General features: G+C 64.7%; 11 protein-coding genes. 3 read left to right on the forward strand and 8 right to left on the reverse strand.

Going from position 1 to position 13,757, the window contains the following annotated elements:
• Nucleotides 1-14 precede the first annotated feature (14 nt).
• The 7 genes from addA to regB form a co-directional block, all read right to left on the reverse strand.
• Nucleotides 15-3,377: a double-strand break repair helicase AddA gene (gene addA / locus ACH13J_RS02030; RefSeq protein WP_397541640.1), complete on the reverse strand. Its 3,363-nt coding sequence runs from the start codon at nucleotides 3,375-3,377 to the stop codon at nucleotides 15-17.
• Entirely contained in the window at nucleotides 3,377-6,313 is a 2,937-nt protein-coding gene (addB, locus tag ACH13J_RS02035) for a double-strand break repair protein AddB (RefSeq protein WP_397541641.1), read from the reverse strand. The genes addA and addB overlap by 1 nt, the downstream gene beginning before the upstream one ends.
• Complete coding sequence (locus ACH13J_RS02040; RefSeq protein WP_397541642.1) at nucleotides 6,306-6,998, reverse strand: NTP transferase domain-containing protein; 693 nt, start codon at nucleotides 6,996-6,998, stop codon at nucleotides 6,306-6,308. The genes addB and ACH13J_RS02040 overlap by 8 nt, the downstream gene beginning before the upstream one ends.
• Nucleotides 6,971-7,999, reverse strand: coding sequence for a phosphotransferase (locus ACH13J_RS02045; protein WP_397541643.1), 1,029 nt, complete (start codon nucleotides 7,997-7,999; stop codon nucleotides 6,971-6,973). Before ACH13J_RS02045 ends, ACH13J_RS02040 begins: the two co-directional genes overlap by 28 nt.
• Nucleotides 7,992-8,468 carry a tRNA (adenosine(37)-N6)-threonylcarbamoyltransferase complex ATPase subunit type 1 TsaE gene (gene tsaE / locus ACH13J_RS02050; protein ID WP_397541644.1) on the reverse strand — a complete coding sequence of 159 codons (477 nt, stop codon included), beginning with the start codon at nucleotides 8,466-8,468 and terminating at the stop codon, nucleotides 7,992-7,994. The genes ACH13J_RS02045 and tsaE overlap by 8 nt, the downstream gene beginning before the upstream one ends.
• A gap of 46 nt (nucleotides 8,469-8,514) precedes the next feature.
• A complete protein-coding gene (locus ACH13J_RS02055; RefSeq protein WP_397541645.1) occupies nucleotides 8,515-9,981 on the reverse strand; it encodes a PAS-domain containing protein in 1,467 nt (488 codons plus the stop codon).
• Nucleotides 9,982-10,055: 74 nt separating this feature from the next.
• Nucleotides 10,056-11,447, reverse strand: coding sequence for a sensor histidine kinase RegB (regB, locus tag ACH13J_RS02060; protein WP_397541646.1), 1,392 nt, complete (start codon nucleotides 11,445-11,447; stop codon nucleotides 10,056-10,058).
• An 85-nt stretch (nucleotides 11,448-11,532) separates the two neighbouring features.
• Between regB and ACH13J_RS02065 the strand changes: the two genes are divergently transcribed.
• Together ACH13J_RS02065 and ACH13J_RS02070 are read left to right on the forward strand one after the other, a co-directional pair.
• Entirely contained in the window at nucleotides 11,533-12,156 is a 624-nt protein-coding gene (locus tag ACH13J_RS02065; RefSeq protein ID WP_397541647.1) for an SCO family protein, read from the forward strand.
• An 86-nt stretch (nucleotides 12,157-12,242) separates the two neighbouring features.
• The gene (locus tag ACH13J_RS02070) at nucleotides 12,243-12,794 is read left to right on the forward strand and encodes an ActR/PrrA/RegA family redox response regulator transcription factor (protein ID WP_397541648.1); all 552 of its coding nucleotides are present in this window, start codon (nucleotides 12,243-12,245) and stop codon (nucleotides 12,792-12,794) included.
• 14 nt (nucleotides 12,795-12,808) lie between these two features.
• Here the strand turns inward: ACH13J_RS02070 and ACH13J_RS02075 are convergent, their stop codons facing one another.
• Entirely contained in the window at nucleotides 12,809-13,402 is a 594-nt protein-coding gene (locus ACH13J_RS02075) for an HD domain-containing protein (RefSeq protein WP_397541649.1), read from the reverse strand.
• 139 nt (nucleotides 13,403-13,541) lie between these two features.
• Here ACH13J_RS02075 and ACH13J_RS02080 point away from each other — a divergent pair.
• Nucleotides 13,542-13,757: adenosylhomocysteinase (locus tag ACH13J_RS02080; RefSeq protein WP_397541650.1), on the forward strand; the 216-nt coding region annotated here is incomplete at its 3' end.

The raw sequence follows: 13,757 nt of genomic DNA on the forward strand, positions 1-13,757 counted from the left end.
GCCCGCGAGGCCCGTCAAGCCAGCCGGGCAGATCGCAACGCGCCGATCACCAGATCGTGCGGCAGTGGCATGAGCGTCGCGGTCCGTGTCCAAAGCAAGGCCGTCTCGATGTTACGACCGGGATAGATACAGCCCAGCGCCGCGGCATAGGCACCCATTTGCCGCAAAAGCCCCTCGGGGCAGTCATCCGCGCATGCTGGCACGGCAGCGTTGGTCTTGAAATCTATCGCCAGTACGCGAGACTGTTCCACCAAGAGCAGGTCGATAACGCCGTGGATGCGCCGGCCCCCCAACTCGTCGAGCGTTGCGCTGACCGGCACCTCCGCGAGGGTTTCCGGCGTAAAGAGCTGCATGATCTCGGGATTGCGCACGACCCCTGCCGCCTCTTCCAGCAGCGTTTCCAGCTCTTGGTCCGTCGCCGCGTCCTCACCGGTCGACAGGATGCGTGCGGTGGTCGCGGGCCAGTCGGCTTCGGGCGTGCGGGGCAACCACTCCAGCAGCCGGTGGATCTGGCGACCCCGTTTCTTGGCGGCGTCCTCATCGAGCCCCCGCTCATCCGCCAGCGCCTTTGCGCCGCCGAGCTCCGACGGGCTGAGCGTTGGCGGTGTTTCGATCGGGGCTGGCGCGGACCGGTGGAAGTGATCGGGAACAGAGGACTCCGCCCTGGGCGTGGATTGTGACGGTGTCGCCTCCAGTCCAGCCCATCCGGCCGATTCGATCCGGAGCCCGTGGCGGCCGTCGAATTCCCGCGGCCGCGCGCCAAGGCGTTCCATCCCGGTGCGGATCATCTCGTGCCAGCTGTTGCCATCCTTGCCGAGATCACCGGCCGCGGCGACGATGAGCCATTGCTCGGCCCGTGTCATGGCGACGTACAAGAGCCGGTCGCGCTCTGCCTGCTGGGCCTGTTTCGCGGCCTCGTCAAGCTCGGCCTGAAGTTGTGTCGTCTCCGTCGCCGTGGACCGCCAGAGCACAGTGTCGCCATGCCATGCCAACTGGTCGCGTATCGTGTTCGGCCGGGCCGCCGTGTCCGGCAGGATGACGACAGGCGACTCAAGCCCCTTGGCCCCGTGCACCGTCATCACCCGGATTCGATCGCCCGCGCTGTCCATCTGGCGTTTGATCTCGAGGTTGTCCGTCTCCATCCACACAAGGAAGCCTGTCAGGCTGTCCACCGCGCCCCTTTCGAATGCCATCGCCTGCGAGAGCAACGCGTCGATGCCGTCCTCGGCCTCGGGCCCGAGCCGCGCCAGCAGCCGGCGCCGCCCGTCATGCCGTGTCAGCATCCGTTCGATCAGGTCGTAGGGCCGAAGGTAATCCGCCTGGTCGCGCATGTCCCGCAAGACACCAAGCGTCAGCGGAAACTCGTCTGCGCGCTTGCGCAACTCCGCCCAGAGATAATTCTCGTCGCGGTTATGGGCGAGCCTGTAGAGCTCGGCCTCGCTCCATCCCAGCAACGGGGATCTCAGAACCGAGGCGAGCGCCAGATCGTCCTCGGGCGTGGCGAGGAATGACAAAAGCGCCCCCAGATCCTTGACCGCCAGTTCTCCGCCCAGCCGGAGCCTGTCGGCGCCCGCAACGGGCAGTCCGAGCGTCTTGCACTCCCGGATGATGTCGTGAAACGTGTCCGACCGGCGCTGGACAAGGATCAGGATATCCCCCGCCGTGATCGCGCGGGCCTGTCCGCCACCGGCGTCGGGCAGGGGTGTCCCGATCATGTCACGGATCGCGACGGCGATGCGCCGGGCCAACAGCTTGCCGGGATTGTCCGGAGCGCGGGTATCCACCGGATCGAACCAGTCGGGGTCCTCCGCCTTGGCCGGTTTTTCCTCGACCGGCCACAGGTCTATCCGGCCGGGCATATCCTTCTTGAAGGCGACGTGCTTCTGATCCGGCGCGAAACCGCTCTGCGCGCGTCCACGGAATGTTGCGTCGACAAGGTCGAGGATCACCTGCGCCGAGCGGAAAGAGTATTCCATCTGCAGGTCTTGCAGCGGGGTTGGTGTGCGTGACAGGCGCTCGCCAAAATCGGTCTTCATCCTGTCGAATTCACGCGGATCGGCGCCCTGGAATGAATAGATCGACTGTTTCTTGTCCCCTACAACGAAAATAGTTCGCGGCGTATCGGGCCGTGCGCCGGCGCCGCTGGTGAATTCCTGCGCCAGCCTCTCGATCACCTGCCATTGCGCCGGGCTCGTGTCCTGTGCCTCGTCGACGAGGATGTGGTCCAGACCGCCGTCCAGCTTGTACAACACCCAGTCGGCCACCGTGGGATCGGTCAAGAGCTCGCGGGCGCGCAGGATCAGGTCATCGAAGTCCAGCCAGCCGCGCATTTGCTTGGCATGTTCATAGGCGGGCAGGAATATCCGGGCGAAGTCATGCAGCGCCTGGGTTCTGTGCATGGCCCGCAGCGCGAGGCGCGCGGTGCGGGCCTCCTCGACGCGGGTCATCAGGGCGTCAAGATCGGGGACAAGACCCGGAATCGTTTGGCGGCACGCTTTTGTCGGGAAAGAGCCAATCTTGGCAGAAAAAGGCTCCTTCGCGCCCGGTCCGTTCAGGAACAGGTTTTCAAGAACCGGCAGATCGGAAAATCCGGGTGTGGTGATACTGGACAGCTTTTCGGCCGCCTTCCGGTCATTGGAACTGCCCGCGGACAAGGCCGAGACGAGTTCGCGCAGCAAATCCCCCTCTCCGCCAAGGAACACGCGGTTCTCGATCATTGTCTCGTCGAGCCCGGGCGGCTGCCCGAACATTTCCGCGATGTCGCCGGCCGAGAGAGGTCGCGCGAACGCCGCTTTCTGCCGCACGATCTCGGCGGTCAACTCGTCAAGGGTTGAACCGGTGTGATGCCATGCCAGCGTCTCGATAGCCTGGGCGCCCGTGCCCGCCGCGATCTTTTCCACCACCTCGGCGCGCAACAGCTTTGCCGCGCGGTCCTCCATTTCGGTAAAATTCGGCGTGACGCCCGATTCCAGTGGAAAGCGTCGCAGCACCGCGCTGCAGAACGAATGGATCGTCTGTATCTTGAGCCCGCCCGGCGTTTCGATCGCCTTGGCGAACAGGCGGCGTGCGTCGTTGAGTTTTCCCGGTCCGTCTTGCCAATCCTCTCCAAGGTTCCGCAGCGCCATGCCGAGCGCCTCGTCGTCCAGCATGGCCCATCCGCCGAGGCGGTCGAACAACCGGTTCTGCATCTCCGACGCGGCGGCCTTGGTGTAGGTCAGGCAAAGGATATGTTGCGGATCGACCCCGTCCAGCAAAAGCCGGGCCACCCGGTCCGTCAGGACCTTTGTCTTGCCTGAGCCCGCATTGGCCGAAAGCCAGGTGGAGCGGTCGGGGCGCGCGGCCGTGATCTGGCGCAAGCTGGCGTCGTCACGCGCCATCAGCCCACCTCTTGCGGATCGGGAGTGTCGGTGATGTCCCATTCGCCGAAGCGTGCGAGGTGGTCATAATCGCCCGAATCCTTGACCGTTCTGACGGCCCGCCGCGCGGTATAGCCGCGCTGCCGCGACATGTAGGCCGAGACAAGGGCCTGCAATTCGTGCCATACCTTTTCGGGCGGATCAGTGTCTAACGGCGCTTCCTGCTCCATGGCGCCGCCGCCGAGACCGATGAAAACCGCCCGTCGCACTTGCGATGGCGGCAGCTCGCCGAATCCCGCCTGCATCGCCATGGCGGCTTCCAGCAGCAGTTGCTTGTCGAAATGGCGTTGCTCCTTCTGGCTGGGGGCGGTTCCGGTCTTGTAATCGTAAAGATGCAGTGCGCCGTCAGGATCGACATCGATGCGGTCGGCCTTGGCCGTAAGGGAAAACCCATGTTCGGGGAGTTCCGCGCGGCCGCGCACCTCCAGATGCGCGGGTTGTGCAATGCGGCGCCGCGCCCTCTCGCCGTCGATGAAGCGATCGGCAACACGCTCCAGCCGCGCCCGCCACAGGGCGCGCGTTTCCGCCCATGGGACAGTGTCGGCCAGTACGCTGTCGGCCACGTCCATGAGATGTGCGCGGGTCAGCAGCTCGGGGTCGTGGCGCGTGTCGTCAATGAAATTCTCGAGGATCCCGTGCACGACGGTTCCGCGCAAAAGGGCGTCGGGGACCTTCATCAGGGGATCTATCGGCCTGAGTTTGAGGACGTGCCTGGCGTAAACGGCATAAGGATCCCGGATCAGCGTCTGGATCCGCGTCACGGGGAGTTCGCGCGGCCGCGCCTCCAACGGCGGGCGCGGCGAAGGGCGTGTTTCCGACGCCACGGGCGTAACTGCCTCAAGGTCCTGGGCATAGCGGATCCAGCTGTCGCCCCGCCCCCGCATGGCATCCAGCGCAGTCTTTCCGCCTTGTTCTGGAAGGCCGTTGAGAAGGTTGCACAGGCGGTTGAGCCAGCGGGAGGGAACGGTTTCGGCGTCATCGCTCCGCACGGAGCGCGTGATCCAGACTTCGGGGGCGAGCAGGGCCTGCTGGAAATCGTGCGCCGAAAGACCGATGTTCCGTTCGGGAAGCAATAGCCCGGCCTGGTGACGAAGAGCGCGGTTCAACCACGGGTCGGGCGCCGGTGCTTCGGGCCAGCTGCCTTCGTTCAGCCCGGCGAGGATCAGCATGTCCGCGCCGTGGACACGGGCCTCCAGCGTTCCCCAGATCAGGATTTCGGGGTGCGGTTCGACCGGATTGCGCACCTGCGCTTTCGACAGGACTGCGTGAAACAGGCTGGCATAGTCGCGCGCGGTCATCGTGCCGCCATGTGTGGCATTATCGGCAATGTCAGAGACTGTTTTTCGCGCTTCCTGCCCAGCCTCGCCCGCCCACAGACCGCCGGTGCCAGCACCCGTTGCCCCTGACGCGATGCGCTCGGCCAGTGCCATGTGCCGCGTGACGTGATCCCTCAGCGCGACCTCGCCCTCGACAAGTTTTCCAGCGAAACAGTCGATCACCCAGTCGATCCAATCGGGGGCAAACGGGTCCTTGCCATGATCCGCCCAACGGCGCAGATCGACGGGTTGCGGATAAGGCGGGCCGTGCCGGCGCAAATGCAGTTCGAGATCCCGTGTGAGCCGCAGGTGGGGGCCGCGATGCGCGTCGCCGTGAGCGAACGGGTGTTTCAGCAGCGTCAGCAGGAGTTCCGCGGATAGAGGCTGATGAAAGAGTTCAGCGACATGCCGCAGGAATCGTCCCGGCGGCGACAGGTGGAGCGGCATGCCGGCACTGTCATCGGGCACGATGTCCCATCTGTCCAATGCTGCCGTGACCTGCCGGCTCAACGAGCGGTCGGGGGTGATCAGCGCCGCCGTCTCACCGTTTTCCGCCGCGTCGCGCAGGCGCATCGCGATGGTCAGCGCCTCGAGCCGGGTTGACGGTGCCTCGACAAGGGTCATGTCCGCCGTCGCCCCGGCGATGTCGTTCAGCCCGGGCCCGTCGCGCAACCATTGGTCAGTGACCGGCGCAGGCCGCAACGCCAGCGAAACGAGCCGGTTTCGTGCCGGATTGGCCGGACGGTCGGCCGTCCACGGACGCACGTGCCCGGGAGACAGATCCAGCGCCCTCATGAACGCGGCAAACCGGTATTGCGGATGGTCCTCGCCCGTCATCGCGTCGTCAAGCTGGGCCCAGACATCCGCGGGCATGTCTGTGTCGAAACCGGGCAGGACGACCGCCCCCTGCGGCAGCCGGGCCACCGCACGCATCAGCAGCTGCGTCGCCCCGCGGGAGCCTGTGGAGCCCGCCACGATGACGGGATGTTGCGGGGGGTCGGTCTGCCATCGGGCGCTCAGCTGCTCGACGACCATGCGCTGGCGGGTCTCGACGTCCGGTATCGACCTTCTGTCATCGAAGTAGTGACGGACAATGCCCAGAAACGCCCGTATGCGTTGCCAATGACCCGACTGGTCGCTCACGTCGAGCGCATCGATGACATCGGGCGAGACGCCTTCGCCATGCATCTCGTCCATCAGCGCCGCAAGGCTGTCGGAAAGATCATAGAGCGACGCGCGCGGCGCGATGTCCGGCTGCTGATCCAGTAGCGCGGAAACCAGGCGCAAGATTTCGAATCGCCGCTGCAAGGGCGGGACCGGCCCCGGGATATCCGTGAGGTTCCATTTGTCGCCGAGATCGGTGACCAGCCCGATACGCGGCAAAAGGCGCGGCGGCCCCGCGTCGAAGAGTTTGCGGATACGCCGCGCCATGCGCCGCGTGTTGACGATCAACTGTACCCGCGCAAGCGCCTCTGGCGGTTTGTCCCGTTGTCGTTGCAATAGCCCGTCGACGAGCGCCCGTGGAAAATCCACGCCGGGCGGCACGCAAAAAACACGCGGATGCTCCGACAACTCAAACATCGCCCGATTGAAGCATGTCCTCGGCCAGTTCGATACCCTCGGGCCGGCCCACGTCACACCATTTCCCTGGGTACGTGGCGGCATGGAGACGGCCGCGCTCAAGCATTCCGTCCCATACCCTGTTGAGTGAAAATGCCGCCGCATCGATATCATGGAGCCGGTCCGTGCGGATTATCTGCACACCGGTATAGACGGCGCCCGGGCCACGCCGCGCACGGCCGTTTGCATCGACCGTGAAATCACCGTCGTCGACATGTCCGACGGCGTTTTCCGTAACTATGCAAAGCAGAAGCGCGTCCATCTTCGCGGGGGCCCATAGCCCGGCAAGGTATTGCAGGGGGTTCGGTCCCAGCCATATGGCGTCGGAGTTCATGGTGAAAACGGGACCCCCGCCCAGAAGCGGCAATGCCGCGCGCAATCCGCCGCCGGTATCCAGGATGCGTGGCTGTTCCTCTGACAAGATCACCTCGCTGGCGGCGAGATGGCGACGGATCGCCTCTGGCTTGTAATGGACGTTGGCAACGATCCGCTCCGCCCCGAAAGCACGCGCGTGTTCCAGAGCATGATCGATCAGCGGCCGACCGGCCACCTCGATCATCGGTTTCGGCCGATCGGCAGTCAGGTTGCCCATTCGGGTGCCGAAACCCGCGGCAAAGATCATGACTGATCCGGGACCGTTGCGCATTGATCTTTCAGCCTTTGAAGAAAACTCGGGGTCGGTGTGGGCAGATCGTTCAGGACGAGGTCGCGGAGCCCGGACAGCGCCGGATGGGCAAGGTCACGCTCCAAGAGCGCCCAGACCCTCGGGATCATGTCGACATAGTGGGCCTTGCCGTCGCGCAGGCAAAGCCGCGCGAACACGCCGAGTATCCGCAAGTTTCGTTGTGCGCCAAGGATGTAGTAGGCGGCGCGGAAGCCGGCATCGTCCAGTCCGGTCGTTTCGACGTAGCGCCGCAGCATCGTCTCCTCGGTCGCGGGGTGCACGTCGCGCCGCGCGTCCTGAAGCAGCGAGACGAGGTCATAGGCCCGGTGTCCTGCCATGGCGTCCTGGAAATCGAGCAGCCCGACCCGCGCCGTCCCCGTCCGGCCGGGAAGCCAGATAAGGTTCTCGGCATGATAATCCCGTTGGACAAGAACGGCATCTGGCCCGAGTCGGGCCAGAACAGGCTCGAATTCCTGGCAGAAGCGGGCTGATGACTCCGGCGCCTGGTGGCCGGCGCCGCCATGTTGGTACCAATCGTAGGCCAGGGCCGAGAGTTCCGTCATCAAGCGGCTGTCATAGGTTGCCAGCCCCGGGGGCGGAGAATGTGCATGCAGTTCCGCAAGAAGATCGGTTGCCGCGGAATAGAGACTGTTTTCCATCTCCGGCGACCGTTCCAGAACGCGGGCGAAGAGGTCATCTCCCAGATCTTCCAGAAGCAGGAGGCCCGCCTGCGTGTCACGGGCAAGGATGCGCGGCACGCTGAACCCAAGCCCGGCGAGGAATTCATCGATCCTTATGAACGGGCGCACATCTTCGCCGCGGTCGGGCGGTGCGTCCATGAGCACGGCCCGGGCACCGGTTTCCGGGTCGGTCAGACGCAGGTAGCGGCGGTTGGACGCATCGCCGGCAAGCATCGCGGTATCTGCCGAGCCCCATCCGGCCCGCGCGACAAATGTTCTGATCAATCCGCTACGTTCAACCATGGAACAACTCCTCCAGCCGGCGGTGCCACTTCTCGGCAGTCCATGAGAATGTCACGTCCCGTTCCAGCTCTGGCCCTGGGCAGTGAAGTGTGACCAGGAGCGCGTTTCCCGGCCGTTCCTGACCCAGCCTGTCCGGCCATTCCACAAGGCATATCGCCGACTCGAAGGCGTCGAACAAGCCCAGCTCTTCCAGCTCGGACACGTCGGTGAGCCGGTAGAGATCCGTGTGCCAGATCTCGCTCTTTCGGCCCAGATATGCCTGCACCAGCGTATAGGTGGGGGAGGGAACGTCCTCTGCCACGTCCAGTAGCGCGAGGATCACGCCGCGGGCGAAATGCGTCTTGCCGGCACCAACCGGACCCTCCAGCAGAACGGTGTCGCCCGGCTCCAGAACTCTGGCAAGCGCGGTGGCCAAGGCATGCGTGGCCTCGGGGCTGTCACATCGGAGTGTCCGGGTCTGTTGTGGCATGGGGCGACACTACACGCGTCGCCGCGGCCTGCAACTGCCAAGACGCTCAGGCGAGTTCCTTCGCACTCAGCCGTGACAGGCTGAGCATGACGGCGCCGCCGGGCAAGGCTTCCAGCCGGCAACGCGCCGACGCATGTGGGATAACGACCTCGCGTCGCTCCTTGGGCAGATCGGTGCCGGCCATGGCCGACTCCGCCCAGTGCGCGATGGAAGGAAACTTTGTTCGCACGGTCCCGACGATCTGTTCGAACGTCGTGTCCGTCAGGCGGGAGTCGGGATCGAAATCAAGCAAATCCTGAAAGTTGCGATTGCAGAACGCCAGAACGCCATCGGCCCCGAACACGGCGATCGCCTCCTCGATACGGTCGAGCAGCGCCTGGTGCATCCCGAGCTGGTTGCGGGATCTGCGCGTCATCGACACCTCGTCGGATATGTCCTCGATCAAAAAGGCCACGGCCCCGTCCGGGTGCGGCCGGCCCGTGACGCGGTAGGTGAGCCCGCTGGGCAGGCTCCAGGTTTCACAGTAGACCGTTGCCGAGGCGGTTTCGATCATATCGTTGATCTGTCCGCGCCAGGACGGGTAATTGCGCGGCTCCGGCAGGACGTTGCGGTTTCGCAACTGGTCGAAGAAATCCAGCAAACCCGGCCTGCCGCTGAGGAACGCGGCTGAAAGTCCCGTGAGGTCGACCATGGCCGGGTTGAACAGCACGAGCTGCCCGGACCGGTCGAAAACCGCCAACCCGGTATCAAGATCGGCAAATGTCTTGGTCAGGGTCTGGATGAAGGTATTGCGCACTGCGTCGGCCTGCATCACCCGGGTCGTGTCGGCCGCATGGACCGCCAGGAGACCATGCGCGGCGGAAACCGTTACCTCGAAAGTCCGTGAGCCGATACGCACGGGCCGTGACTGCGCGTCTTGTGCATGCTGCGCGGCCGCCAGCACTGCCTCGCGTTCCTCGCCGCCCAGGGCTGCGAAAGCAGGGTTCTGCCAGGTCATGGTTCCTTCGGCGTTTACCAGGCACATTGCGATCGGCGCAGACTCCACCGCGTGTTCAAGCGACGCCTTTTCCGAAGCGGCGATCAGCGCGTCGTGCCACCGCGCTGGCGATGGCGGCTTGGGTTCGTGCAGTGTCACCAGATGGCGTCCTTCGCAGGCCGAGAGGCTGAGCACGCCCCCGTCGCCGGCGGCAGCGGGGTGAAATACCGCCTCTTCCGACGATGTTGCCGACGGCAGTTTTTCAGGCAGGCCCGGGAACCGCTGGCCAAGCCACTCGCGAAGATCGCGCCATGTCTCGTATGTGGGCGTCGATGTGAAGCAGCCTGAGGCCTTGCCATGGTCGGTATCTATGATCGTTTCCCCGTTCAGGAGGAACGTGCTGGTCAGTTTGGGCGCGTCGCATTCATCGGGGCGGCTGACGGGGGTCGGCGCGGTGCGGATCAACAACCAAAGAAAACCGCCGGCCACGCCGCCGGCCAGCAAGGCCGCCACCGGCAGCCACGGGAAGATTTCCATTCCGGTCCTCCTGTCAGTGACACCGGGAGCGTGCTTGCACAGGGTTAACGGAACCTTAACGAACCCGTATCGGTCTATCCGGCGATCGGCCGGTTTTCCTCGATGGCTGCGCGGCCGGAACCTGTCTCTGCCTCGATGATGGCGCGCGGCCATGTCACCTCGACGATGGCGCCGGTGCGGCGCGCGCGCTTTTCACTTTGGCGATACATGTCCTCTCCGTTGGCAAAGCTCAGGGCGGCCCCCGTCCGTTCCAGCAACGTCTTGGCAATGAACAGCCCCAGCCCCATGCCTTCGTACTCCGGGCGGCGCGGTTCGCCGGTCGCCGCGCGGCGGCGAACGAACGGGTCCCCGATCCGACCAAGCAGATGCGGAGGAAAGCCATGCCCATCATCCATGATCCGGACCGTGACATGATCCTCTGACCAGGTGCTCTCGACCCAGACGGCGCCGCGTGCAAAATCCACCGCGTTCTGAACGAGGTTCCGCAGGCCGTGGATCACCTCCGGCCGGCGGAACACGACAGGCTGGCTGTCCGTGCTGCCCTCTGCCGGGGCGTGCTCGAAATGGATTTCCTTGCCGCGATCCGCATGGGGGTCGGCGGCTTCCTCGACGACGGCCGAAAGCGGTGCGCGGTGCAGGTGCGTGTCGTCCTTGCCGGCGCGGCCCATGGATCTCAGGATGTCACGGCATCGGTCGGCCTGGTCGCGTATCAGGACGGCGTCATCGCGCAGGTCGGCGTGATCCGACAATTCCTCGGCCAGCTCGGAACTCGTGAGCTTGATGGTCGCCAGCGGCGTCCCCAGCTCATGCGCGGCCGCGGCGACGACGCCGCCGAGATCGGTCAGCTTCTGTTCGCGTGCCAATGCCATCTGAGTGGCTTGCAGCGCCTCGGACATCGCGTTCATCTCGGTGACGATCCAGCGTGAATAGACCCCGAGGAATACGACGGCGATGACGATGGCGACCCAGTTGCCGAAGAGAAAGATCTCGGGCATGCGCAGGACGAATCCCTGTTCGCTGCGCAAAGGCACGTGAAAGGGGATGAGAAGCGACACGATGACGATCGCCGTCAGCCCGAGAAAGGCCGTGGAGCGTGACGATATGGCAGAGGCTGAAACCGTGACCGGCCCGACGATCAGGATCGAGAACGGATTGTGCAGCCCCCCCGTCAGGTAGAGCAGAAGACCCAGCTGAAGCATGTCGAACAAGACGACCATCAGCGTGCCCCGCTCCGAAAGGCGCTTGTTCTCGGGAAAGACCAAAGAGGCAAAGAGGTTGCTGATGACCGCGACGCCCACGACGAGGAAACACAGGCCGATCTCGAGATCGAGGTCATAGAGGCGCTGGGCCGCTATCAGGGCCGAAACCTGCCCGATGATGGCCCACCATCTGAGCAGCACCAGCGTGCGCAGCCGGATCCAGTTGTTGTCATGCGCGGCGGATCGCCCTGGTGTCATATCCGTCATGGCGACATCGCGTTCCGTTGCAGTTTCCCAAACCGATGTTAGATGTGCGTCACGTCCAAACGTAACCCACTCTCGGTACACGCCCATGACCCGCAAAACCACGATAACCGTCGTCGCAACAGCCCTGATCGTCCTGGCGGGCGCGATAGGCTGGATAAGCCTGCGGGGCGGGCCCCCGGACAAGTTCGCCGAATGCCGGTCGGGCCGTATCGCGGGCGGTTCGGCGGAAATCGGCGGGCCTTTCACGCTGGTCAGCGAAACCGGCGAGACGGTCACGCAAGAGGACGTCATCGACCGACCGGCGCTGATCTACTTCGGCTATACCTTCTGCCCCGATGTGTGTCCGCTCGATGTTGCGCGCAACGCCCAGGCGGTCGAGATCCTCGAGGAACGCGGGCAGATGGTGAAGCCCGTGTTCATCTCGGTCGATCCTCGGCGTGACACCCCCGAGGTCGTGGATGATTTCACCGCCAACATGCACCCCCGGATGCTCGGGCTTACCGGCAGCCCCGAGCAGGTCAAGGCGGCGAGCCAAGCCTACCGGACATTCTATCAGGCGCAGGACACAGATGACGAGTACTACCTTGTCGATCATTCCACGCTGACCTACCTCGTATTTCCGGAGACCGGGTTCGCAACATTCTTCCGCCGGGATGCCAGCCCCGAGGAGATGGCGGACCGCGTCCAGTGCTTTCTCGAGGCGCGATAACGGTCCTGCGATGGTTTGACGCATAACCGGTCGCGGGCTAGAACCGACCGGCGCACCACGGAGCGTAGTCAATCAGGAGGTGGCGCATGGCCGCACCCCACCCGGAAATCGGCGCAGACAAGTCGCTCTTGTTGGTGGACGACGACGAGGCCTTCCTCAGGCGTCTGGCCAAGGCCATGGAGAAACGCGGCTTCGACGTCGAAACAGCCGAATCCGTCGCGGCCGGGCGTGCCATCGCGACGGCCCGCCCACCGGCTTACGCCGTCTGCGACCTTCGGCTGGAGGACGGCAACGGGCTGGATGTCGTGGAGGTCATTCGGGAGAAAAGGCCCGATGCGCGCATCGTCGTTCTGACGGGGTACGGCGCCATCGCCTCGGCCGTCGCGGCGGTCAAGATCGGGGCGACCGACTATCTTTCCAAGCCGGCCGATGCCACCGATGTCACCAACGCGCTGCTGGCTACCGGCGACGATCTGCCCCCGCCCCCCGAGAACCCGATGAGCGCAGACCGCGTGAGATGGGAGCACATCCAGCGGGTCTACGAGCTGTGTGACCGCAACGTTTCGGAAACGGCGCGGCGGCTCAACATGCACCGGCGCACTCTCCAGCGGATTCTCGCGAAGCGGTCCCCAAGGTAAAGCGGGCGGTCTGGTTACCCGATCTGGCCCATCAGCTCGGCGTGGCGCGCCATGTATGCGGCGCGCGTCTCCCTTGGCGGGCGCAAGAGCAGCCGCAGCCCGGCGATGGTTTCGGGGGCGGGCTGTCCGAAAAACCGGTTCGCTTCGGCCTCGGTAAAGCCGGCGATCTCGGTTGCCTCCATCCATGCGCTGATCCTGTCCGCCTTCTTGATCTGGCGCTTGACGGACCGGGGCAGAACGGCCGGCAGCCCGAAGCGCATGTGGATGGCCGCCGCGAGGCGGCGGTCAAGCTCCTCGTATCCAGGGCCGACCGCCGACTTGACCGGTGAAATCAGGTCACCGATCACGTATTCGGGGGCATCGTGCAACAATGCCGCCAAGCGCCATTTCGCGGGGGCCCGCGGTACGAGACGGCCATAGAGGCTCTCGACCAAAAGGGAATGTTCGGCAACCGAGTAGGCGAACTCGCCCACGGTCTGACCGTTCCAGCGCGCGACAAAGCCAAGGCCCCTGGCGATGTCCTCGATCTCGATGTCGACGGGCGTCGGGTCCAGCAGGTCGAGCCGACGGCCCGATAGCATCTTTTGCCAGGCACGGGGTTTGGCCATGATCAGCTCCTGCCGGGGGGTCTCGACCCCGTGTTTGTGTCGTCAAGGCCTGCGGGTTTCAAGTTCTTGCGCCTGTGCATTGCCGAAATCGCGGCCCGGTGCTATCTGCGGCGCAAACCGTATTGCAAGGAGCCGTTTCATGGCCAAGGACTACCTCGTCAAGGACATCACGCTTTCGGCCTTTGGCCGTCGTGAGATCGAGATTGCGGAGACGGAGATGCCGGGTCTCATGGCGCTTCGTGAGGAGTATGGCGGATCGCAGCCGCTGAAGGGGGCGCGGATCGCGGGGTCGCTTCACATGACGATCCAGACGGCGGTTCTGATCGAGACGCTTGTTGCGCTTGGGGCCGAGGTG

The organism is Roseovarius salis, assembly GCF_044472985.1.
Classification (GTDB): domain Bacteria; phylum Pseudomonadota; class Alphaproteobacteria; order Rhodobacterales; family Rhodobacteraceae; genus Roseovarius; species Roseovarius salis.

Bases quoted from the DNA above. Each gene is read 5' to 3' on its own strand.
- ACH13J_RS02040 (WP_397541642.1), bottom strand. From the start codon at position 6,998: ATGCGCAACGGTCCCGGATCAGTCATGATCTTTGCCGCGGGTTTCGGC.
- addB (WP_397541641.1), bottom strand. From the start codon at position 6,313: ATGTTTGAGTTGTCGGAGCATCCGCGTGTTTTTTGCGTGCCGCCCGGC.
- ACH13J_RS02065 (WP_397541647.1), top strand. From the start codon at position 11,533: ATGACCCGCAAAACCACGATAACCGTCGTCGCAACAGCCCTGATCGTC.
- ACH13J_RS02070 (WP_397541648.1), top strand. From the start codon at position 12,243: ATGGCCGCACCCCACCCGGAAATCGGCGCAGACAAGTCGCTCTTGTTG.
- tsaE (WP_397541644.1), bottom strand. From the start codon at position 8,468: ATGCCACAACAGACCCGGACACTCCGATGTGACAGCCCCGAGGCCACG.
- ACH13J_RS02045 (WP_397541643.1), bottom strand. From the start codon at position 7,999: ATGGTTGAACGTAGCGGATTGATCAGAACATTTGTCGCGCGGGCCGGA.
- regB (WP_397541646.1), bottom strand. From the start codon at position 11,447: ATGACGGATATGACACCAGGGCGATCCGCCGCGCATGACAACAACTGG.
- addA (WP_397541640.1), bottom strand. From the start codon at position 3,377: ATGGCGCGTGACGACGCCAGCTTGCGCCAGATCACGGCCGCGCGCCCC.
- ACH13J_RS02055 (WP_397541645.1), bottom strand. From the start codon at position 9,981: ATGGAAATCTTCCCGTGGCTGCCGGTGGCGGCCTTGCTGGCCGGCGGC.
- ACH13J_RS02075 (WP_397541649.1), bottom strand. From the start codon at position 13,402: ATGGCCAAACCCCGTGCCTGGCAAAAGATGCTATCGGGCCGTCGGCTC.